Source organism: Lysobacter helvus (assembly GCF_018406645.1).
Classification (GTDB): Bacteria; Pseudomonadota; Gammaproteobacteria; order Xanthomonadales; family Xanthomonadaceae; genus Noviluteimonas; species Noviluteimonas caseinilytica.
The window spans coordinates 2,211,399-2,233,878 of sequence record NZ_AP024546.1 but is presented as its reverse complement, the minus strand read 5'-3'; the positions used below and the strand labels follow the sequence as shown (position 1 = coordinate 2,233,878).

Here is a 22,480-nt window from a genome sequence, read left to right as displayed (position 1 = left end):
TGCAATGCCCCAGATCACCATGCGCCAGATGCTGGAGGCCGGCGTGCACTTCGGCCACCAGACCCGTTACTGGAACCCCAAGATGGGTCCGTACATCTTCGGCGCCCGCGGCAAGATCCACATCATCAACCTCGAGAAGACGATGCCGCTCTTCTCCGACGCGATGAATTTCATCTCGGCCATCGCGCAGAAGCGCGGCTCGATCCTGTTCGTCGGCACCAAGCGCTCGGCGCGCGAGTCGATCAAGGAAGAAGCGACCCGTTGCGGCATGCCGTACATGACGCAGCGCTGGCTGGGCGGCACGCTCACCAACTTCCGCACCGTCAAGCAGTCCGTGCAGCGCCTGAAGGAACTGGAAGCCGGCGAAACCGACGGCACGTTCCAGAAGCTGGTCAAGCACGAAGTGCTGGGCCTGCGCCGCGAGCGCGACAAGCTGGAAGCCTCGCTGGGCGGCATCAAGGAAATGAACCGCCTGCCCGACGCGCTGTTCGTGATCGACATCGGCCATGAAGACATCGCCGTGAAGGAAGCCAAGAAGCTCGGCATCCCGGTCATCGCGGTCGTCGACACCAACTACGATCCGGCGCTGGTCGACTACGCGATCCCGGGCAACGACGACGCCATCCGCGCCGTGCAGCTGTACGCCCGCGCCGCCGCCGACGCGGTGCTCGAAGGCAAGGCCGCCGCGCCGTCGGCCGCCAACGTCCGCGAGGAAGACTTCGCCGAAGCCGCCAACGCCGAAGGCGACGACAAGAAGGGCCCGCGCCGCGCCCCGGCCAAGAAGGCCCCGCCGCGCAAGCCGGCTGCCCCGGCCGCCAAGGCCGAGTAATCCCGGCGTCATGCGGCCGCGCAAGCATGCGCGGCCGCACATCCTGGCTCGTCACTCCCGCGCAGGCGGGAGTCCACGCCGCCACCGCATTCGCTGGATCCCCGCCTTCGCGGGGATGACGGCATTTCAAAACAGAGGAACACCCCCATGGCTGAAATCACCGCTTCCCTCGTCAAGGAACTGCGCGAGCGCACCGGCGCCGGCATGATGGAGTGCAAGAAGGCGCTCACCGAGAACAACGGCGACATCGATGCGTCGGCCGAGTGGCTGCGCAAGACGGGCCAGGTCAAGGCCGACAAGAAGGCCGGCCGCGTCGCCGCCGAAGGCCGCATCGCGGTCGCCCAGGCCGCCGGCAAGGCCGTGCTGGTCGAGGTGAACTCCGAGACCGACTTCGTGGCCAAGGACGACAACTTCATCGCGTTCGCCAACGCCGTGGCCAAGGCCGCGCTGGAATCCGGCGCCGCCGATGCCGAAGCGCTGAAGGCCGTGAAGCTGGCCTCGGGCGAGACCGTCGAGGAAGCGCGCGCCGCCGTGATCCAGAAGGTCGGCGAGAACGTGCAGGTCCGTCGCCTGGTGCGCTTCGAGAGCAGCAACAACCTCGCTGCCTACGTGCACACCAACCACCGCATCGGCGTGCTGGTCGAAGTGAAGGGCGGCGACGCCGACTTCGCGCGCGGCGTGGCGATGCACATCACCGCGCTCAACCCGCCGCACAACAAGGCCGCCGACGTGCCGGCCGACTTCGTCGCGAAGGAAAAGGAAATCGAACTGGCCAAGATGTCCGACAAGGACAAGCAGAAGCCGGCCGAGATCCTCGAGAAGATCATCAGCGGCAAGATCGCGAAGATCGTCAACGAAGTGACGCTGTACGGCCAGTCCTACGCGCTCAACCAGGACCAGACGGTCGAAGCCGCGGCGAAGGCCGCCGGCGCCGACGTGCTGCGCTTCCAGCGCCTGGAAGTGGGCGAAGGCATCGAGAAGGTCAAGGAAGACTACGCGGCCGAAGTGGCCAAGGCGATGCAGGTCTGATCGCCGGGCGCCAAGCCTGATCCACGAAAAACCCGCGAGCGATCGCGGGTTTTTTGTTGCGCGTCAATCGAACAGGCGCTTGCCGACCTGCGGCGCGGACTTGCCGGTGGTGCGGCCCTTCTCGAAGACGACGAAGGAATCGTAGAAGCAGATCGAACGCGTGCTGGCGGTGAAGTCGTCCGGCGCGATCGCGCCGCGCGCGTGGTCGGCATTGAGGCGGTCCACCAGCGCCTTGCTGCGTTCGATGAAACTCCCCGCCCTGCCCAGGCCGCCGCCGAATTCGTCCCAGTACGCCGTGTGCATGTCTTCGACCATGTACACGCCATTCTTCGGGACCAGCGGATACAGCACGTCGAAGGTGGCGTTGACGTGTTCCATCACGTGGCTGCCGTCGTCGAGCACGATGTCCGGCGCGCCGAATTCCTCGACGACGCTGCGCAGGAACGCGGCATCGGCCTGGCTGCCGATGCGCACGTCGACCTGGTCTTCGGCGGCGCCCGCCGCGCGCGGGTCGATGTCGATGCCCACGATGCGTGCATGCGGGCCGAGCATCCGTTTCCACATCCGCAGGCTGCCGCCGTGGCTCACGCCGATCTCCAGCATCAGCACGTCCTGGTCGCGGAAGCGCGCGAGGTGGCGTTCGTAGATCGGGAAGTAGTGCTTCCACTTGTGGATCAGCAAGTCTTCGTTGGTCAGGAAATCGGACCAGAGCGACATGGCGTGCTCCTTGCGGGCGCGGATGGCCAGCTTGCCCGCAAGGCGGGGCGTTCACCCGTCCAGCGCGATGGTTTCCGACAAGTGGTGCGCGACGGTGGCGATCCTGCGCAGGTGGCGCGACTCGGGGTGCGTGAGCATCCATAGCTGCGTGCGCGCATCGAGGAGCACGTCCGTGAGCGCGACCAGGTCGTCGCGTTCGCGCGCGAGGAACACCGGCAACACGCCGATGCCCAATCCCGCGGCGATGCCTTCGGCCACCGACAGGATGCTGTTGACCTGGTAGCGCGGCACGATCGCGGGATATCTGCGCTTGCGCCACAGCACGCCGGGATGTTGCGGCAGGGCTTCGTCGGGCGCGATCCACGGTGCCGTCGCGGGATCGATGGGCGGCACGTGCTTGCCGCGACTGCGCGCGGCGTACAACGCGACGTCGATCGGGCCCAGGCGCTTGCCGACGACGTGGTCCGGCGGCGCCGATGTGGCGCGCACCGCGATGTCGGCATCGCGGCGCGTGAGGCTGGCGAGTTCGTTGCTCGCGGTGATCTCGAATTGCAGCAAGGGATGCTCGACCGACAACGTGCGCAGCGCCGGCATGATCAGGCCGTGCAGCAATGTGTCGGTGGTGCTGATGCGCACGGTGCCCGACACCGCACCGCCCGGCGATTGCGTGGCGCTGCGCGCGGCGTCGAGTTCGGCTTCGATGCGTTCGGCGTGGCGTACCAGGTGCGCGCCGAGCTCGGTCGGCCGATAGCCGCCACGCGTGCGTTCGAACAGGCGCTGGTGCACGCCCTTCTCGATGCGCTGCAGCGCGCGGAAGACGGTGGAGCTGTCGATGGCGAGGAGTTCGCCGGCGGCGGCCAGGGTGCCGCGGCGCGCGAGCGCGAGGACGGTGGCGAGGTCCGCGGGGGACAGGTCGTATTGCGATGGTGCAACGGGCATTTGCTTTTCCACCTATTCCGATTGCAGCGCCGCAATCCTAGGCTGGCGCCCCCCGAATCGCAAAGGAGCCTGTCATGGCTATTTCCGTTACTGCTTCCACCGGCGTCGCTTCGGCCCGTCCCGCGCCCCTGGGCGCCAACGCCGCCGGCCTCGCGCTGCTGCGGGTCTCGCTCGCCGCGATGTGGCTGTCGCACGCGATGCTCAAGCTCTTCGTCTTCACCCTGCCCGGCACGGCGGCCTTCTTCGATGCGCACGGCATCCCGGGGGCGCTCGCCTATGCGGTGGTGCCGTACGAGATCGCCGGCGGCCTGGCGCTGCTGTTCGGCGTGTACGCGCGGCAGGTGGCGGTGGCGCTGCTGCCGGTCCTGGTCGGCGCGCTCGCGGTGCACCTGCCCAATGGCTGGGTGTTCACGGCCACCGGCGGCGGCTGGGAGTACCCGCTGTTCCTGATCGTGGCCTCGGTGGTGTTGTGGCTGTCGGGCGATGGCGCGTTCGCGCTGCTGCGCTCGGATCGCTTCGCCCCGGCCGTCGGATAGAGCGGTTCGGCTAGAATCGCCGCCATCCCCTGCTATGCCCGGAGCGTCCATGTCCCAGCTCGCCTGTCGCCGCGTCCTGTTGAAGTTGTCCGGCGAGGCGTTGATGGGCGACGAGGACTACGGGATCGACCCGAAGGTCATCGGGCGCCTGGCGCGCGAAGTGATGGAGGCCCGCGAGGCCGGCGCGGAGATCGCGCTGGTCATCGGCGGGGGCAACATCTTCCGCGGCGCGGGCCTGGCCGCCGGCGGCATGGACCGCGTCACCGGCGACCAGATGGGCATGCTCGCCACCGTGATCAACGCGCTCGCGATGCAGGACGCGCTGGAGAAGGTGGGCGGCCGCTGCCGCGTGATGAGCGCGATCAAGATCAACGACGTGTGCGAGGACTACATCCGCCGCCGCGCCGTGCGCCATCTTGAAAAGGGCCGCATCACCATCTTCGCCGCGGGCACGGGCAATCCGTTCTTCACCACCGATTCGGGCGCGGCGTTGCGCGCGATCGAGATCGGCGCCGACCTGCTGCTCAAGGCCACCAAGGTCGACGGCGTGTACGACAAGGATCCGAAGAAGCACAGCGACGCGGTGCGCTTCGATTCGCTCACCTACGACGAGGTGATCTCGCGCGACCTGCAGGTGATGGATACCGCGGCGTTCGCGCTCGCGCGCGACAGCGACCTGCCGTTGCGCATCTTCGACATGTCGCAGCCCGGCGTGCTGCTGCGCATCCTGCGCGGCGAGAACATCGGCACGCTGGTCCGCGGCCGCAACTGACGGCATGGGCGCCGGACACTCGCACGGCGCCGACGACGCGCACGCAGCGCGCGACCACCACCACGGCGACGCCGGCGTCCGCGCCTTCGCGTGGGTGACGCTGCTCAACCTCGCCTACACCGTGCTCGAAGCCGCGTACGGCTTCGCGACCAATTCGCTCGCGTTGCTGTCCGATGCGGTGCACAACCTCGGCGACGTGCTGGGGCTGGCGCTCGCGTGGGGCGCGGCGACGATCGCGCGACGTGCGCCGACCGAGCGCCATACGTACGGCTGGCGACGCGCCACGCTGCTGTCGCCGCTCGCCAACGCGATCGTGCTCGCGGGGTTTTCCGGCGCGCTGGCGTGGGAAGCGGTGCGTCGCTTCAGCGCACCGCCGGAAGTGCCGGGCATTCCCGTGATGATCGTGGCCGGCATCGGCATCGCGGTGAACCTGGGCGCGGCGAAGTTCATGCATGGCGGGCACGACGACCTCAACCGGCGCGGTGCCTTCCTGCACCTGGTGGCGGATGCGGCGGTGTCGGCCGCGGCCGTACTCGCCGGCGCGGGCATGCTGGCCTTCGGCTGGCGCTGGCTGGATCCGCTGACCGCGTTGCTGGTCGGCGCGGTGGTCGCCTTCAGCGCCTTCGGCCTGCTGCGCGACAGCTTCGCTGCGGCGATGGACGCGGTGCCGCGCGGGCTGGATCCGGCGCAGGTCCACGACTTCCTCGCCGCGCAGCCCGGCGTCTCGGCGGTGCACCACGTGCACATCTGGTCCCTCGGCGCGGGCGAAATCGCGATGACCGCGCACCTGATCCGCCCCGGCCAGGTGGACCACGACGCCTTCCTCGACGCGGTGGTGGTGGAACTCGACGCCCGTTTCGGCATCAACCACCCGACCCTGCAGATCGAGCACGGGGCCGGCTGCGAGCACGATTTGCACGATCGGGCGCCGCATCACTGAAAAGCAGGGACCGGGGACCAGGGACCGGGGACCGGTAAAGCCAAGCGCTGTTCTGCTCGTCCCTGGTCCCTGGTCCCCGGTCCCTCGTCCCCGCTCCCCTATAATCCCGCGCCTGATCGCAAGGACCGGAGCCCCCGATGCTCAACGACATCAAGAAAGACGCCACGACCCGCATGCAGAAGAGCGTCGATGCCTTCCGCCAGGACCTCACCAAGCTCCGCACCGGCCGCGCCTCCACCGCGCTGGTCGAGCACCTGAAGGTCAACTATTACGGCACCGACATGCCGCTGAGCCAGGTGGCGACGATCGGCGTGGCCGACGCGCGCACGCTCACCATCACGCCGTGGGAGAAGCCCATGGTGGCGGCGGTGGAGAAGGCGATCTTCGCGTCCGACCTCGGCCTGACGCCCAACACCGCCGGCACCGTCATCCGCATCAACCTGCCGCCGCTCACCGAAGAGCGCCGCAAGGAACTGTCCAAGCACGTGCACGCCGGTGGCGAAGACGCCAAGGTCGCGATCCGCAACATCCGCCGCGACGCGAACCACCAGGTCAAGGAACTGCTGAAGGACAAGAAGATCACGGAAGACGAAGAGCGCCGCAGCGAGGACGAGATCCAGAAGCTGACCGACAAGGCGATCAAGGACGTCGACGACGTGGTGAAGGACAAGGAAAAAGAACTGATGGCGGTCTGAGACCGTCGCCATGCCTTCCGACGCATCGCCGGCGCGGGTTCCGCGCCACCTCGCCGTCATCATGGACGGCAACGGCCGCTGGGCCGAACGCCGTCGCCGTCCGCGCGCCATCGGCCATCGCGCCGGCGCGCGCGCGGTGAACCTGTGCATCGACTTCTGCATCGAGCACGGCATCCAGGCGCTCACGCTGTTCGCCTTCTCCAGCGAGAACTGGGGACGCCCCGACGAAGAAGTGGGCGCGCTGATGAAGTTGTTCCTCAACGCGCTGGATCGCGAAGTGGACGAACTGCATCGCTGCGGCGTGCGCGTGCGCTTCATCGGTGAACGCGAACGCTTCGGCGCCGCGATCCTCGCGCGCATGGACGCCGCCGAAGCCACCACGCGCGCCAACACCGTGCTGCACCTGACCATCGCCGCCAGCTACGGCGGGCGCTGGGACATCGCCAACGCGGCGCGCGCGCTCGCGCGCGAGGTCGCCGCGGGCCGCCTGCAGCCGGACGACATCGACGAGGCGTCACTGGGCCTGCACATGGCGCTGGCCGACCTTCCGGCGCCGGACCTGTTCATCCGCACCGGCGGCGACCTGCGCATCAGCAACTTCCTGCTGTGGCAACTGGCCTATACCGAGCTGTGGTTCACCGAAACGTTGTGGCCGGACGTGGATGCCGCCACACTCCGCCAGGCCCTCGCGGATTACGCGATGCGGGAGCGGCGCTTCGGACTCACGGGCGCCCAGGCCGGCACCCCTCAACGGAACCAAGAATGACCCGCACGCGATTGCTGGCCGCGCTGTTCATGACCCCGATCGCCGTGGGCGCCGTGTTGTTCGTCGACACGCCGTGGCTGGTGATGCTGGCGGCCATCCTGTTCCTGGCCGGCCTGTGGGAATGGTTCCGCCTGTCGGAGATCGACGACACGCTGCACCGCACGGTGCTGCTGGTGGCCAACCTCGCGCTGATGGTCGCCATCGTGTGGGCCTCGCGCACGCCGACGGGTTTCAGTTTCGTGCTGTTCCAGATCGCCACGGTGGTCGGCGTCGTCTGGTGGCTGCTCGCGATGTTGTGGCTCAAGCATTTCGAATTCGCGTCCGACCACGACACGCATGCGCGCATGTTCAAGCTCGCCGCGGGCACGCTGGCGGTGATCCCGGCGTGGGCCGCGCTCGCGCTGATCCACGGCAGCGATCCCGACGGCCACGTGTGGCTGCTGATCGCGCTGGGCATCTGCTGGGCCGCGGACTCGGGTGCGTATTTCGCGGGCCGCAAGTTCGGCAAGCACAAGCTCAGCCCGCGCATCAGCCCGAACAAGACGATCGAAGGCTTCGTCGGCGGGCTCGTCGCCGCAGTGGTCGTGTCGTTGATCGCCGCGCCCTTCGCCGGCGCCACCGTGGCGCAGTTGCCGCTGGTGGCGATCGTGGTGGTGGTGACGGTGGGCTTCTCGGTGGTGGGCGATCTCTTCGAAAGCTTGCTCAAGCGCCACGTGGGCGCGAAGGATTCGGGCGACCTCATCCCCGGGCACGGCGGCATCCTCGACCGCATCGACAGCGTGCTGGCCGCGCTGCCCGTGTTCGCGCTGGGCAAGGGCCTCCTCGGCTTCTGACGATGCAACGGGTCGCAGTCCTCGGCGCTACCGGTTCGATCGGGTGCAGCGCGCTCGACGTCATCGCGCGGCATCCGCAGCGGATGCGCGCGAGCGTGCTCGCGGCCGGATCGCAGGTGGACGCGTTGCTGGCGTTGTGCCGCACGCACCGGCCCGACCACGCGGTGATCGCCGATGGCGCGAAGTTCGCGGCGTTGCGCGATGGCTTGCGCGAGGCCGGCCTGCCGACGCAGGCGCACACCGGCGAAGACGCCCTCGATGCACTCGTGGCCGGGGATGCGTGCGACACCGTCGTCGCCGCCATCGTCGGCGCCGCGGGATTGCGCTCCACGCTCGCTGCGGCGCAAGCCGGCAAGCGCCTGCTGCTCGCGAACAAGGAATCCCTCGTCCTCGCCGGCGAACTGCTCACGCGCGCCGCGCACGCCGCCGGCGCAACGATCGTGCCGATCGACAGCGAACACAACGCGATCTTCCAGTGCCTGCCCGACGCGGCGGCGCACGCGGGGCTCGCACGCATCTGCCTCACGGCGTCGGGCGGTCCGTTCCGCGGACGCACGCGCGCGCAGCTGGCCGATGTCACGCCGGCGCAGGCCGTCGCGCATCCCAAGTGGTCGATGGGGCCGAAGATCTCGGTCGATTCGGCCACGCTGATGAACAAGGGCCTCGAAGTGATCGAGGCGCATCACCTGTTCGGCGTGGATGCGTCGCGCATCGACGTGCTCGTGCATCCGCAGAGCCTCGTGCATTCGCTGGTGCATTTCGTCGACGGCAGCACGCTCGCGCAGCTCGGCCTGCCCGACATGCGCACTGCGCTCGCCGTCGGCCTGGCCTGGCCGGAACGCGTGGCCTCGGGCGTCGGCACGCTCGACCTGCTGCAGCACGGCACGCTGGAGTTCGAAGCCCCGGATCGCGCCGCTTTCCCGTGCCTGGGCCTGGCGTATTCCGCGCTGGAAGCGGGCGGCACGGCGCCGGCGATCTTGAATGCCGCCAACGAAGTCGCGGTTTCAGCCTTTCTTCAGGGCCGCGTGGGCTTCCTAGGCATCCCCGCGCTGGTCGAGGACACCCTGGCCGCGCTGCCCGCCACCCCCGCCGGCACGCTCGACATCCTCCGCGAGGCCGACCGGGCCGCGCGCGAGCATGCCGGGCGCGCCATCGTCCGCATCCACGACCGAGACTGAGCAATGGGCGAAACGATCGGCTCTGCGTGGTGGTTCATCGTCGCACTCGGCGTGCTCGTCACCATCCACGAATTCGGACACTTCTTCGTCGCGCGCCGCTGCGGGGTGAAGGTGCTGCGCTTCTCCGTCGGCTTCGGCCGCCCGCTGTGGCTGCGCCGCGGCAAGGACGGCACCGAATACGTCGTCGCGATGCTGCCGCTCGGCGGCTACGTGCGCATGCTCGACGAGCGCGACGACCAGTACACGCCCGCGCTGCAGGCGCAGACGCTCGCCGCGAAACCCGTCGGCCAGCGCATCGCGATCGCCGCCGCCGGTCCGCTCGCCAACCTCGTGCTGTGCGTGTTCCTGCTGTGGGCGATGTTCGTCGTCGGGCGTCCCGATTACGCGGCGGCCGTCGGCAGCGCGCAGGGCATCGCCGCGCAGGCGGGCCTGCGCACCGGCGATGTCATCCAGAAAATCGACGGCAGCGACACGCCGACTTGGACCGAGGCGCAGTACGCGCTCACCATTTCGGCGATCGATCGCAAGCCGGTGCAGATCGACGTGCGCACGCGCGAGGGCGGTACCGCGCGCCGCACGCTGGACCTGTCGAAGATGCCGCAGGGCTTCGACGAGACCAACGCGGTCCGCCTGATGGGCCTGGTGCCGCGCCACATGCTGGTGCCGCCGGTGATCGGCGACATCACCAAGGGCGCGCCGGCCTACGGGATCCTCGCGCAGGACGACCGCGTCACCGCCGTGGACGGCCAGCCGGTCGAAAGCTTCGACGACATCGCGCCGAAGGTGCGCGCGCTCGCCGCGCGCGGCGGCCCCGGGATGATCGAAGTGCAGCGCGAAGGCGAACGCCTCGCGCTCGAAATCACGCCCGGCAAGCTGAAGCAGCCCGATGGCCGCGAAATCGTGGGCCTGGGCATCGTCAGCGCCAAGGCCACCCAGCCGGCCTTCGACGCGATGCTGCGCTACGGGCCCCTCGCGGCCGTGCCGCAGGCCTTCAAGGCCACCGGCGAGCTCACCGGGCAGATCACCGGCCTGATCAAGCGCATGGTCACCGGCCAGATGTCGCTGAAGTACGTGACGGGCCCCGTCACCACGGCCCGCGCCGCCAATGCCACCGCGCAACTCGGGCTGGGCTGGTTCCTGAACTTCCTGGCCCTGTTGTCGCTCAGTCTGGCGATCCTCAACCTCTTGCCCATCCCGCTCTTGGACGGTGGACACCTCTTGTACTACCTTATCGAGTTGGTCAAGGGCAGCCCATTGAGCGAGCGGGCGATGGCTGCCGGACAATACGTGGGCCTGGTGCTGCTGGTTGGCCTGATGGGGTTGGCGCTGTTCAACGACGTGCTGTTGAACCGACTGCTCCATTGGTGATCTTCCTGCTGCCGGCCCCCGGCGCGCCCTGCCCTGCGACCCAGCCACCGACCGTGGCACCGACCCCCAACCGGACGTGACGATGACGCGACACCTGCCCCGCCGCCTGCTCGCCCTTGCCCTCGCTTCGGCGATCGCCGCTCCCGCGGCCGCACAGGTTGCAGATCCCTTCTCCGTCCCCGGTGGCACGCCCGCGCAGTCCACCGCGCCCGGCCCGCTGGCGCAGCCCGCCGCCACCGGCTACGTGCCGTCCACGGTCGATGCGTCCGCGTTCACCATCAGCGACATCCGCATCGAGGGCCTGCAGCGCATCTCCGCGGGCACGGTGTTCACCTACCTGCCCGTGCAGCGGGGCGACACGCTGGATGCCGCCTCGGCCGCCGAGTCCATCCGCGCGCTGTACAAGACCGGCTTCTTCGAAGACGTGCACCTCGATCGCCAGGGCGACATCCTGGTGATCACGGTCGTCGAGCGTCCCGCCATCAACAAGCTCACGTTGACCGGCAACAAGGACATCAAGACCGAAGACCTGACGAAGGGCCTGAAGGAAATCGGCCTGTCCGAAGGCGAGACCTTCGACCGCCTGAGCCTGGACCGCGTCACCCAGGAGCTCAACCGCCAGTACAACAACCGCGGCAAGTACAACGTCCAGATCACGCCCACCGTGGCGCGCCTGGACCGCAACCGCGTCGATGTCACGATCACGATCAAGGAAGGCAAGGCCGCCAAGATCCAGCACATCAACCTGGTCGGCAACGAGAAGTTCTCCGACGAGGCGATCACGGACAACTGGGAATCCAAGGAACACAACTGGCTGTCCTGGTACAAGCGCGACGACCAGTACTCGCGCGAAAAGCTTTCCGGCGACATCGAGAAGCTCAACAGCTGGTACCTCGACCGCGGCTACGTCGATTTCAGCCTCGATTCCACCGAGGTCTCGATCAGCCCCGACAAGCGCGACATGTACCTCACCGCCGGCATCAGCGAAGGCGAGCAGTACACGATCTCCAGCGTGAAGGTCACCGGCGACACGGTCCTGCCGCAGGAAGACGTCGAGCGCATGGTGCCGGTGAAGAAGGGTCAGATCTTCTCGCGCGCGCTGCTGGAGTACACGTCGGACACCATCACCGCCAACCTCGCCAACATCGGCTATGCGTTCGCGCAGGTGAACCCGATCCCGGACGTCGACCAGCAGGCCAAGACGGTCGGGATCAACTTCCAGGTCGTGCCGGGCCCGCGCGTCAACGTCCGCCAGATCGTGTTCAAGGGCAACACGCGCACCGCCGACGAAGTGCTGCGCCGCGAACTGCGCCAGTTCGAAGGCGCGTGGTATTCGCAGGCCGCGGTCGACCGTTCGAAGGTCCGCCTGCAGCGCCTGGGCTACTTCGAAACCGTGGAAGTGGAGAACGTGCCGGTCGCCGGCAGCGACGACCAGGTGGACGTCACCTTCACCGTCAAGGAAACCACCTCGGGCAGCTTCATGTTCGGCGTGGGTTACTCGCAGCTGTCGGGCGTCAACCTGTCGGTGCAGCTGTCCGAGAACAACTTCCTGGGCAGCGGCAACCGCGTGAGCATGGCCGCGCAGCAGTCCAGCTACCAGAAGCGCTACGACTTCTCGTTCACCAACCCGTACTTCACCGACGAAGGCATGTCGCTGGGCTACAACTTCTGGTGGCGCGAGTTCGACTACTCCGACTTCGGCGTGGCCAACTACTCCACCAACAGCGGTTCGGCGCAGGTGTTCCTGGGCCTGCCGATCACCGAGTACGACACCGTCTCGGCGCTGGTGGGCATCGACACCAACGAGATCCTCACCTCGCTGGGCACGCCGCGCAGCTTCCGCGACTACATCGACGCCGTCGGCCAGAACACGTTCCATGCCTGGCGCACGCAGCTGGCCTACGCGCGCGACACGCGCAACGACTACTTCATGCCGTCGCGCGGCACGTACCAGCGCGCCAGCCTCGAAATCGCACTACCCGGTTCCACCGCGCAGTACTACAAGGCCGAATACGAGTTCCAGAAATACTGGCCGCTCAGCCAGTCGCTGATCCTGCTCACCGGCTTCGACGTCGGCTACGGCGACAACTACGGCAGCTTCCAGACGCGCGACCTGTGCGTGAACATGACCGTGCCCTGCACGCCGGCGTCCGACGACTTCCTGCGCACCGTCAACAGCGATGCGATGCCGTTCTTCGAGAACTTCTACGCGGGCGGCATCAGCTCGGCGGGCCGCGTGCGCGGCTTCGTCGACAACTCCCTCGGCCCGCGCGAATTCACCGGCGTGTGGCAGCCGATCGGCGGCGCGCTGAAGACCGTGGGCACGTTCGAACTGGTGTTCCCGAAGCTGTTCGATTCCCCGGCGGCGCGCATCTCGGCGTTCGTCGACTTCGGCAACGTGTTCGAAAGCTTCGACGCCTTCGACGCCGGCGAACTGCGCGCCTCCACGGGCGTGGCGCTGCTGTGGCGTTCGCCGATGGGTCCGCTGTCGATCAGCTACGCGATCCCGATCAAGTCGCAGGACAAGATCGACCCGGTCACGTTCCTGCCGGCCGACGAAACCGAACGCCTGCAGTTCAGCTTCGGCGGGCAGTTCTGACGCGCGTCGTCAGGACACGCAACGCATGAGCGACGCGACGTACAGCGCAGCAGACCTGGCGTCGCGGTTCGGCCTGGAAGTCGCCGGCGATCCGGCGACCACCGTGCACGGCGTGGCCACGTTGGCCGACGCCGGGCCCGGCACCCTCGCCTTCCTCGCCAACCCGCGTTACCGCGCGCAGCTCGCGCAGACGCAGGCCAGCCTCGTGGTGATGCGCGCCGAGGATGCCGAAGGCTTCACCGGCAACGCCCTCGTCGCGCGCGATCCGTACGCCACGTTCGCGCGCATCTCCGCCTTGTTCGAACCGGTCGTCGTCGCGCCGCCCGGCGTGCATGCGACGGCCGTCGTGGATCCCACGGCCACCGTCGATCCCACCGCGCACCTGGGCCCGCACGTCGTCATCGGCGCGCGCAGCGTGGTGGGTGCGGGCGCGATGCTCGGGCCCGGCTGCATCGTCGGCGACGACTGCATCGTGGGCGACGGCGCGCAACTCATCGCGCGCGTCACGCTGGTCGTGCGCGTGCGCCTCGGCAAGCGCGTGCGCATCCATCCGGGCGCCGTGCTCGGCGCCGACGGCTTCGGCCTGGCGATGGATGCCGGCCACTGGATCAAGGTGCCGCAGCTCGGCGGTGTGGTAGTCGGCGACGACTGCGAGATCGGCGCCAACACCACCATCGACCGCGGCGCCCTCGGCGACACCGTGCTCGAGGAAGACGTGCGCCTGGACAACCAGATCCAGGTCGGCCACAACGTGACCATCGGCGCGCACACCGCGATGGCCGGCTGCGCCGCGGTGGCCGGCAGCGCGAAGATCGGCCGCTACTGCCTCATCGGCGGCGGCGCCGGCGTGCTGGGGCACCTGGAAGTGTGCGACCGCGTCATCGTGACCGCGATGAGCCTGGTCACCCACAGCATCCGCGAACCGGGCGAATACTCCTCCGGCACGCCGATCATGGACAATCGCGCGTGGCGCAAGAGCGCCGCCCGCTTCAAGCAACTCGACGCCATGGCCCGACGCCTGTCGGCCGGCGACAAGGACTGACGAACGATGGACGTGCAACTCCCCCTCGACGTGCTGGCGATCCAGGAACTGCTGCCGCACCGCTATCCCTTCCTGCTGGTCGACCGCGTGACCGAATTCGAAGCGCACAAGCGCATCGTCGGCCTGAAGAACGTCACGATCAACGAGCCGTTCTTCAACGGCCACTTCCCCGGCCACCCGGTGATGCCAGGCGTGCTGGTGATCGAAGCGCTCGCGCAGACCGGCGGCCTGCTCACGCAGCTCTCGCACGGCGAAGGCGCGGCCGGCAAGTTGTTCTACCTGGTGAAGATCGACAACGCGAAGTTCACCAAGATGGTGGTGCCCGGCGACCAGCTGGTGCTGGAAGTCGTGCTCAAGCGCACCATCCGCAACATGGCCATGTACAACGGCATCGCGCGCGTGGACGGCGAACACGTCGCCTGCGCCGACATCCTGTGCGCGGAAGTGAAGGCCTGACCGCATGAGCGCGCAGGTGCACGCCAGCGCAGCCGTCCACCCGAGCGCGCAAGTGGATCCCGGCGCGCGCCTCGGCGCGAACGTGCGCATCGGTGCGTTCTGCGTCATCGGCGCGGACGTGGAGATCGGCGACGACACCATCGTCGGCCCGCACTGCACGATCACCGGCCCCACGCGCATCGGCGCGCGCAACCATTTCCACGCTCACGCCGCCATCGGCGGCGATCCGCAGGACAAGAAGTTCGCCGGCGAACGCACCGAACTGGTGATCGGCGACGACAACGTCATCCGCGAATTCACCACGATCAGCCGCGGCACCGGCAACGGCGGCGGCACCACGCGCATCGGCAACGGCAACTGGCTGCTCGCCTACGTGCACGTGGCGCACGATTGCATCGTCGGCAACGGCTGCATCTTCTCCAACAACGCCACGCTGGCCGGGCACGTGGAAGTGGGCGACCAGGTGATCCTGAGCGGCTTCGTCGGCGTGCACCAGTTCTGCCGCATCGGCGACCACGCCTTCGTCGGCATGGGCGCGTTCGTCAACGGCGACGTGCCGCCCTTCGTGATGGTGGCGCAGGAAGGCTACGGCCGTCCGCGCGGCATCAACGCCGAAGGCCTCAAGCGCCGCGGCTTCGACGCCGCGCGCGTCTCGGCGATCAAGCGCGCGTACCGCACGCTCTACGTCTCCGGCGCGAAGCTCGACGAGGCGCTGGCGCAACTGGACGAACAGGCCCGCGACAGCATCGATGTGCGCGCCATGCGCGACTTCATCGCGCGCGGCGAACGCGCACTGCTGCGCTGACGCGATGACCCCGGCCGACGCCCCGCGCCGCGCCTTCCGCATCGGCCTCGTCGCGGGCGAAACCTCCGGCGACCAGCTGGGCGCCGGATTGATCGAGGCCTTGCGCACGCGCTTCCCCGAGGCGGAGTTCGCCGGCATCGGCGGCCCGTTGATGCGGCAGGCCGGCTTCGACGCCTGGCACGACGCCGCCGAACTCGCCGTGATGGGCCTGGCCGAAGTGCTCGCGCACCTGCCGCGCCTGCTGGCGCTGCGTTCGGTCTTCCGCGCGCGCATGCTCGCGTGGCAACCCGATGTCTTCATCGGCATCGACGCCCCCGATTTCAATTTGCCCGTCGAACGCTGGCTCAAGCAGCGCGGCATCCGCACCGTGCACGACGTCAGCCCGTCGGTGTGGGCGTGGCGCGAATCGCGCGCCGCGAAGATCGGCCGCAGCGCGGATCGCGTGCTGTGCCTGTTCCCGATGGAACCACCCATCTACGCGCGCCACGGCATCGATGCGCGCTACATCGGCCATCCGCTCGCCGACGCATTGCCGCTGGAACCGGATCGCATGGCCGCGCGCGAAGCGCTCGGCTTCGCGCCGGACGACCACGTGCTCGCGATCCTGCCGGGCTCGCGCGTCGGCGAGATCCAGCGCCTGGGCCGCATCTTCTTCGACGCCGCTTCGCGCCTCGCGCGCGACATCCCGAAGCTCCGCGTCGTGGTGCCCGCGGCCAACGCGCCCTGCCGCGCGGCCATCGACGCCTTGCGCACATCGAACGACGCCTTCGACGTGACGATCCTCGACGGCCAGGCGCAGCGCGCGATGATCGCCAGCGACGCCGTGCTCCTCGCCTCCGGCACGGCCGCGCTCGAAGCGATGCTGTGCAAGCGGCCGATGGTCGTGGGCTATCGGCTCGCGCCGCTCAGCCACGCGATCGTGCGGGCGTTCGGCTTGCTGAAAGTGCAGTCGGTCTCGCTGCCGAACGTGCTGGCCGGCGAACCCATCGTCCCCGAACTGCTGCAGGACGACTGCACGCCCGACAAGCTCGCCGCCGCGCTGCTGCCGTTCCTGCGCACGCCGGACGCGGGCGCGATGCTGCAGCCGACCTTCCGCGCCCTGCACCTGGCCTTGCGCCGCGATGCCTCCGCGCGCGCGGCCGACGCGATCGCCGAACTGCTCGACGACGTGCCCGCCGTCGCCGTCGCGCAGGCCCCTCTTGCGTGAATGCGTCGCGCCGTCGCACGCTCGCGCCGCCGCCCGCCCTCGCCCGCCATGTCCTTCGAACCCGCCCTCGCCACCGACAGCGCCGATCCGCGCCAGCAGCGCTACGCCGGCGTCGATGAAGCCGGCCGCGGGCCGCTCGCGGGACCGGTCGTCGTCGCCGCCGTGGTGTTCGCGCCTGGCCGCACGCCGATCAACGGACTCGCCGATTCGAAGCAGCTCAACGCGGAACGCCGCGAGGAGTTGTTCCTGCGCATCGTCGATCGCGCGATGGCGTACAAGATCGTGAGCGTGGAAGTCGACGACATCGATCGCATCAACATCTACCACGCCACCATGCTCGGCATGCGCCTGGCGGTGGAAGGCGTGCGCCATGCCTGCGCGCTCGCGCGCATCGACGGCAACGCGATCCCGCGCATGCTGCCGTGCCCCGCCGAAGCATTGGTGGGTGGCGATGCGAGCGACCGCGCGATCATGGCCGCCTCGATCCTCGCCAAGGTCACGCGCGATCGCCACATGGTCGGCCTGCACGCGCAGTGGCCGCAGTACGGCTTCGACGAACACAAGGGCTATTCGACGCCGCAGCACCTGGCGGCGTTGCGCATGCATGGCCCGTGCCCGCACCACCGGCGCAGCTTCATGCCGGTGCGCGAATCCTTGCAGGGGTCGTTGCTGCTGGAACCGCTGCTCGCGGAGCCGGAAGCGGGCTGAACTCAGCGATTGCGCGCCGGGTGATGCGGCGCGGACGCGGGACGCGCCGGATTGCGCGGATCGGCGGAATCCATCGGATGGTCGTCGTCCTCGTGAGCCGCGTCCGCCGCATCCAGCGGTGTCTCCGGATGCTGGCTCGCGCCATCGGGCAACACCCGCTCGGGTTTCACCATGAAGCGATAACCGCGGCCGTGCAGCGTCTGGATGTACTTCGGATTGGCCGCGTCGTCGCCGAGCGCGCGGCGCAGTTGGGCGATGATCCGGTTGAGCACGCTGGGCGTGACGTGGCGATGGCCCCACACCGTGTCGAGCAGCGCTTCGCGCCCCACGGCCTCGCCGGCGCGTGACAGCAGCACCAGCAACACCGCGTGGGCCTTGGGTTCCACGCCGATGGCGCGGTCGCCGCGGCGCACTTCGTTCGCACGGCCGCGCACCTCGACATCGTCGAAGCGCCAGGATTCGTTCCGGTCACGCATGGGGGTCTGCATTCCCTCGCCAACGCGCAATCCTCGCGGGCCCGGCTACCGTCGGTCGGGACGTTCGGCACCCCGACTTCCCGGCCGGGACATCCCCGACGCAACGGCGCAGACTCATCCTGCATCCCGCTAGGGAGATGCCGGCGGGATGCACCGCATTCCGTGCCCGGCATCGGGACCCGCGCCGCTTCCGGCCGACGCCCGCCCCACCCCCCGTTCGCAGCCGGACACTTGGGAGGTGCGCCATGCGTCTTTACACCCCCACCCTGACCGATGAGCCCCTGCCGATGTCCTTCGGCACCGACCCCTCAGCCCCGGGTCCGGTCCTGCGTGGCGAAGCCGTCGCGCAGTTCGATGCCTTGCTCCACGAGCTCTATCCCGACGCCGTGCGCGTCGATGCCGACCGCGTGCGCAACCTGTGCATCTGGCTGGCCTCCATGCCGCCGCAGGCCGCCCAGGACGTGCTGGACCGCCGCCTGCGCCGCATCGAGGAACTGCGGCACATGCTCGACGACGACTGCTGGGACCCGCCGGATTCCGTCCGCGCCCGCCTGGCCAAGCTGATGGCCTACCTGGACCAGGACGACGACCTGATCCCGGACCACGAACCGCTGCTGGGCAAGCTCGACGACGTCCTGCTGCTGGAACTGGCGTGGCCTGCGTTCGCCTCGGAGGTCGAGGACTACCGCGACTTCTGCGCCTACCGCAGCGAGCACCAGCCCGCCGGCGAAGGCAGCGAACAGCGCGCCGCGTGGATCCGCGACCGCCTGGCCGAGATCGCGCTGTGGCAGCACAACATGCGCGTGAACGCGAGCCACTACAGCTATTCGGGCCACGCAGAGAATCCCTTCCACGTCGGCGGCTGACGCGTTGGAGCGGGAACGGGGAACGGGGAACAGGGAACGGACTGAACTTCTGTTCCCTGTTCCCTGTTCCCGCCTTTCGTTGTCAAGAACTTGTCCGCCCCTCCCCCTCCCCCCACACTGCCGGGCACCCAAGCCAACGTCCCGGCATGCCCGCTTTCGCCCACCTGCACCTGCACAGCGAGTACTCGCTGGTCGACTCGACCATCCGGATCCCGGAGCTGGTCGCGCGGTGCGTGGCGCTGGGCCAGCCCGCGGTCGCGGTGACCGACCAGAACAACCTGTTCGCGCTGGTGAAGTTCTACAAGGCAGCCGAAGGCGCGGGCGTCAAGCCGATCGCCGGTGCCGACATCCTGCTCGCCGATGGCGACGAAGCGCCCACGCGCCTCACCCTGCTGTGCCGCGATCGTGCCGGTTACCTCAGCCTGTCGCGCCTGCTGACGCGCGCGTGGATGGAAGGCCATCGCAACGATGGCGTCGTCGTGCGCCCCGCGTGGCTGCGCGACGAAAACGAAGGCCTGTTTGCGCTCGCGGGGCGCCACAGCGAAGCGGGCCGCCTCGCCGCCGCGGGCAAGCACGAGCTCGCCGAACAATGGCTCGCCGACTGGCAACGCCACACCGGCGAGCGCATGTACCTGGAGCTCTCGCGCACCGCGCGCGAAGGCGAAGACACGTTCAATGCATTTGCGTTGCACGCCGCGACGCGCCGCGGGCTGCCGGTCATCGCGACCAACGACGCACGCTTCCTCGACGCCGATGGCTTCGAAGCGCACGAAGCGCGCGTGTGCATCGCGACGGGCCGCGTGCTCGACGATCCGAAACGCCCGAAGGACTACAGCACCGAACAGTTCGTCAAATCGTCCGAGGCGATGTCGGAATTGTTCGCCGACGTGCCCGACGCGATCGACAACGCGATCGCGCTCGCCACGCGCTGCAACCTGGAATTGCGCCTCGGCACGTACTACCTGCCCGCGTTCCCGGTGCCCGACGACGAAACGCTGGACAGCTGGATGCGCGTGCAGGCGCGCGAAGGCCTGGTCAAGCGCCTGGAGAAGGCGCCGATCGCCGCGGGCCACACGCGCGAAACCTATTTCGAGCGCCTGGAGATCGAGCTCGACGTCATCATCAAGATGGGCTTCCCCGGCTACTTCCTGATCGTGGCCGACTTCATCAACTGGGCGAAGGACCACGACATCCCCGTCGGTCCGGGCCGCGGTTCGGGTGCGGGTTCGCTGGTGGCCTGGGCGCTGGGCATCACCGACCTGGACCCGCTGCCGTACGACTTGCTGTTCGAGCGCTTCCTCAATCCCGAACGCGTGTCGATGCCCGACTTCGACATCGACTTCTGCATGGACCGCCGCGACGAAGTCATCGACTACGTCGCCGCGAAGTACGGCCGCGACCGCGTCAGCCAGATCATCACCTACGGCACGATGGCCGCGAAGGCCGTGGTGCGCGACACCGGCCGCGTGCTCGGGCATCCGTACGGCTTCGTCGACGGCATCGCGAAACTGATCCCGCTCACGCTGGGCGTGAGCCTGGACGATGCGCTGGGCGAATCCGACGCCGCGCGCAAGAACCCCGAGCTCGCCTCCGCGGAGCTGATGCAGCGCAACGCGGCCGAGGACGACGTCCGCGACCTGCTGTCGCTGGCGCGCGACCTGGAAGACCTGACGCGCAACGCCGGCAAGCACGCCGGCGGCGTGGTGATCGCGCCGAGTCCGCTGTCCGACTTCTGCCCGCTGTTCGCCGAACACGACGCCGACGGCCGCGGCCGCAACCCGGTGACGCAGTTCGACAAGGACGACGTCGAATCCATCGGCCTGGTGAAGTTCGACTTCCTCGGCCTGCGCACGCTCACGATCATCGACTGGGCGGTGAAGGCGATCAACGTGCGCCGCGCCGCCGAAGGCGGCGAACCGCTCGACATCATCGCGCTGCCGCTGGACGACAAGCCCACCTACGACCTGTTCGCGCGCGGCGACAGCGTCGCGGTGTTCCAGTTCGAATCGCGCGGCATGCGCGAGCTGCTCAAGCGCGCCAAGCCCGATACGTTCGAAGACATCATCGCGCTCGCCGCGTTGTTCCGTCCCGGCCCGCTGGGCTCGGGGATGGACCGCGACTGGGTGGACCGCAAGCACGGCAACGCGGCCGTGACGTATCCGCATCCGTTGCTGGAACCCGTGCTCGCGCCGACCTACGGCGTGATCGTGTACCAGGAACAGGTGATGCAGATCGCGCAGGTGCTGGCGGGCTATTCGCTCGGCGGCGCCGACCTGCTGCGCCGCGCGATGGGCAAGAAGAAGCCCGAGGAGATGGCCAAGGAACGCGTCAAGTTCGAGACCGGCGCTTCCGCGCAGGGCGTCGACGCGCGCGTGGCCTCGTCGATCTTCGACTTGATGGAAAAGTTCGCCGAGTACGGCTTCAACAAGTCGCACTCGGCGGCGTACGCGCTGGTCGCCTACCAGACCGCGTGGCTGAAGGTGCACTACCCCGCCGAGTTCATGGCGGCGGTGTTGTCGTCGGACATGGACAACACGGACAAGGTGGTCGGTTTCCTCGACGAAGCGCGTGCGCTGAAACTCGAGGTGTTGCCGCCGGACGTCAACGCGTCGGTGTACATGTTCGAAGCGAAGGATCCCAAGACGATCCGCTACGGCCTCGGCGCGGTGAAGGGCGTCGGCCGCGGTGCGTGCGAAGCGATCGCCGAAGAACGCGCGCGCGGCGGCACGTTCGCGGACCTGCTGGATTTCTGCAAGCGCGTGGATTCCACCAAGCTCAACCGGCGTGCGCTGGAAGCGATGGTCAATGCCGGTGCGCTTGATGCGCTCGGGCGCAATCGCGCGTCGCTGATGGCGCAGTTGCCGGAAGTGCTGAAGGCCACCGAGCAGTTGGCGCGCGAACGCGAGGCCGGCCAGGTGTCGCTGTTCGGCGCGATGCCGGAAGCGCCCGCGCTGCACCTCACGCTGGCGGACCTCGACGAGTGGCCGCTGCAGCAGAAGCTGCAGGGCGAACGCGAAACGCTCGGCCATTACCTCAGCGGCCATCCGCTGGATCCGTATCGCGACGAGTTGCGCGGGCTGGTGGGCCACGACCTCAGCGACCTCGATCGCATGTGGAGCGAGCGCCCCGACAGCGAACGCAAGGGGTGGCGCCCGGAAATGCAGGTGGTGCTCGCCGGGCAAGTGGTCGGCATGCGCAAGCGCGGCGACAGCCAGGCCTTCGTGCAGCTGGAGGACGGGCGCGGGCGCATCGAGTGCGCGTTCTTCGCCGAGGCGTACTACAGCTTCGCGCAGTTGCTGACGCGCGATCGCATCCTCATCGTCGAAGGCGGGTTGCGCGAAGACGAGTTCAGCGGCGGGTTTTCGCTGCGGGCGAAGCGCTGCTGGGATTTCGGGCAGGTGTGCGCGCAGTACGCACAACGCCTGTCGGTGAAGCTGGACCTGCGGCAGAAGGATGCGTTGGCGCAGTTCGAACGCGCGTTGCTGCCCTACTCGCCGGGCGCCACGCCGATGTTGCTGGAAGCCATCACGTCGACGGCCGTGGGCCGGTTGAACATCAACGGCGGCCAGGGCATCCGCGCCGATGCGGCCTTGCCGGGCGTGTTGCGCGCGTTGCCGGCCGTGCGCACCGTGCGGCTGGCGCTGGCGAAGCCGTGGATCGGTGGCAACGCGTAACCCGGGCAAATTCCGCCCCAACTGACAATTGCATCGCCTAGTCCA

The 22,480-nt window shown here is 68.6% G+C and carries 20 protein-coding genes and 1 pseudogene; 18 read left to right on the top strand and 3 right to left on the bottom strand.

The window, feature by feature from the left end; all coding sequences use genetic code 11:
• The first annotated feature begins 4 nt into the window (after positions 1-4).
• Both rpsB and tsf read left to right on the top strand, forming a co-directional pair.
• Entirely contained in the window at positions 5-829 is an 825-nt protein-coding gene (rpsB, locus tag LYSHEL_RS10855; protein ID WP_213434055.1) for a 30S ribosomal protein S2, read from the top strand.
• A gap of 147 nt (positions 830-976) precedes the next feature.
• Entirely contained in the window at positions 977-1,858 is an 882-nt protein-coding gene (gene tsf / locus LYSHEL_RS10850) for a translation elongation factor Ts (protein ID WP_213434054.1), read from the top strand.
• A gap of 63 nt (positions 1,859-1,921) precedes the next feature.
• Here tsf and LYSHEL_RS10845 read toward each other — a convergent pair whose 3' ends face one another.
• Entirely contained in the window at positions 1,922-2,575 is a 654-nt protein-coding gene (locus LYSHEL_RS10845) for a CmcI family methyltransferase (protein ID WP_213434053.1), read from the bottom strand.
• Positions 2,576-2,626: 51 nt separating this feature from the next.
• Positions 2,627-3,514 (bottom strand): LysR family transcriptional regulator, encoded by an 888-nt coding sequence (locus LYSHEL_RS10840; RefSeq protein ID WP_213434052.1) that lies wholly within the window; start codon positions 3,512-3,514, stop codon positions 2,627-2,629.
• A 74-nt stretch (positions 3,515-3,588) separates the two neighbouring features.
• Between LYSHEL_RS10840 and LYSHEL_RS10835 the strand changes: the two genes are divergently transcribed.
• From LYSHEL_RS10835 to LYSHEL_RS10770, 14 genes and pseudogenes are all read left to right on the top strand, one after another.
• Complete coding sequence (locus tag LYSHEL_RS10835) at positions 3,589-4,050, top strand: DoxX family protein (protein ID WP_213434051.1); 462 nt, start codon at positions 3,589-3,591, stop codon at positions 4,048-4,050.
• A 49-nt stretch (positions 4,051-4,099) separates the two neighbouring features.
• Positions 4,100-4,822 (top strand): UMP kinase, encoded by a 723-nt coding sequence (gene pyrH / locus LYSHEL_RS10830; protein ID WP_213434050.1) that lies wholly within the window; start codon positions 4,100-4,102, stop codon positions 4,820-4,822.
• Between the two features lie 4 nt (positions 4,823-4,826).
• Positions 4,827-5,762 carry a cation diffusion facilitator family transporter gene (locus LYSHEL_RS10825; RefSeq protein WP_213434049.1) on the top strand — a complete coding sequence of 312 codons (936 nt, stop codon included), beginning with the start codon at positions 4,827-4,829 and terminating at the stop codon, positions 5,760-5,762.
• Positions 5,763-5,899: 137 nt separating this feature from the next.
• Positions 5,900-6,457 (top strand): ribosome recycling factor, encoded by a 558-nt coding sequence (gene frr, locus LYSHEL_RS10820; RefSeq protein ID WP_213434048.1) that lies wholly within the window; start codon positions 5,900-5,902, stop codon positions 6,455-6,457.
• A 10-nt stretch (positions 6,458-6,467) separates the two neighbouring features.
• On the top strand, positions 6,468-7,223 hold the full coding sequence (uppS, locus tag LYSHEL_RS10815; protein ID WP_213434047.1) for a polyprenyl diphosphate synthase: 756 nt from the start codon (positions 6,468-6,470) through the stop codon (positions 7,221-7,223).
• The gene (locus tag LYSHEL_RS10810; protein WP_213434046.1) at positions 7,220-8,056 is read left to right on the top strand and encodes a phosphatidate cytidylyltransferase; all 837 of its coding nucleotides are present in this window, start codon (positions 7,220-7,222) and stop codon (positions 8,054-8,056) included. Before uppS ends, LYSHEL_RS10810 begins: the two co-directional genes overlap by 4 nt.
• Positions 8,057-8,058: 2 nt before the next feature.
• Complete coding sequence (locus LYSHEL_RS10805) at positions 8,059-9,234, top strand: 1-deoxy-D-xylulose-5-phosphate reductoisomerase (protein WP_213434045.1); 1,176 nt, start codon at positions 8,059-8,061, stop codon at positions 9,232-9,234.
• Positions 9,235-9,237: 3 nt separating this feature from the next.
• A complete protein-coding gene (gene rseP / locus LYSHEL_RS10800; protein WP_213434044.1) occupies positions 9,238-10,602 on the top strand; it encodes an RIP metalloprotease RseP in 1,365 nt (454 codons plus the stop codon).
• Between the two features lie 271 nt (positions 10,603-10,873).
• Positions 10,874-13,201: pseudogene (bamA, locus tag LYSHEL_RS10795) on the top strand (outer membrane protein assembly factor BamA); the annotation flags it as partial.
• Positions 13,202-13,226: 25 nt separating this feature from the next.
• The gene (lpxD, locus tag LYSHEL_RS10790; protein ID WP_213434042.1) at positions 13,227-14,243 is read left to right on the top strand and encodes a UDP-3-O-(3-hydroxymyristoyl)glucosamine N-acyltransferase; all 1,017 of its coding nucleotides are present in this window, start codon (positions 13,227-13,229) and stop codon (positions 14,241-14,243) included.
• Between the two features lie 6 nt (positions 14,244-14,249).
• The gene (gene fabZ, locus LYSHEL_RS10785; RefSeq protein WP_213434041.1) at positions 14,250-14,699 is read left to right on the top strand and encodes a 3-hydroxyacyl-ACP dehydratase FabZ; all 450 of its coding nucleotides are present in this window, start codon (positions 14,250-14,252) and stop codon (positions 14,697-14,699) included.
• A gap of 4 nt (positions 14,700-14,703) precedes the next feature.
• Positions 14,704-15,504 carry an acyl-ACP--UDP-N-acetylglucosamine O-acyltransferase gene (gene lpxA / locus LYSHEL_RS10780; protein WP_213434040.1) on the top strand — a complete coding sequence of 267 codons (801 nt, stop codon included), beginning with the start codon at positions 14,704-14,706 and terminating at the stop codon, positions 15,502-15,504.
• Between the two features lie 4 nt (positions 15,505-15,508).
• The gene (gene lpxB / locus LYSHEL_RS10775; RefSeq protein ID WP_244858518.1) at positions 15,509-16,711 is read left to right on the top strand and encodes a lipid-A-disaccharide synthase; all 1,203 of its coding nucleotides are present in this window, start codon (positions 15,509-15,511) and stop codon (positions 16,709-16,711) included.
• Positions 16,712-16,759: 48 nt separating this feature from the next.
• Entirely contained in the window at positions 16,760-17,419 is a 660-nt protein-coding gene (locus tag LYSHEL_RS10770; protein ID WP_213434038.1) for a ribonuclease HII, read from the top strand.
• Between the two features lie 2 nt (positions 17,420-17,421).
• Here LYSHEL_RS10770 and LYSHEL_RS10765 read toward each other — a convergent pair whose 3' ends face one another.
• Positions 17,422-17,895 carry a winged helix-turn-helix domain-containing protein gene (locus LYSHEL_RS10765; protein WP_213434037.1) on the bottom strand — a complete coding sequence of 158 codons (474 nt, stop codon included), beginning with the start codon at positions 17,893-17,895 and terminating at the stop codon, positions 17,422-17,424.
• A 245-nt stretch (positions 17,896-18,140) separates the two neighbouring features.
• Between LYSHEL_RS10765 and LYSHEL_RS10760 the strand changes: the two genes are divergently transcribed.
• Positions 18,141-18,761: a YkvA family protein gene (locus tag LYSHEL_RS10760; protein WP_213434036.1), complete on the top strand. Its 621-nt coding sequence runs from the start codon at positions 18,141-18,143 to the stop codon at positions 18,759-18,761.
• A 146-nt stretch (positions 18,762-18,907) separates the two neighbouring features.
• Positions 18,908-22,435, top strand: a complete 3,528-nt coding sequence (dnaE, locus tag LYSHEL_RS10755; protein WP_213434035.1) for a DNA polymerase III subunit alpha — start codon at positions 18,908-18,910, stop codon at positions 22,433-22,435.
• The last annotated feature ends 45 nt before the right edge of the window (positions 22,436-22,480 follow it).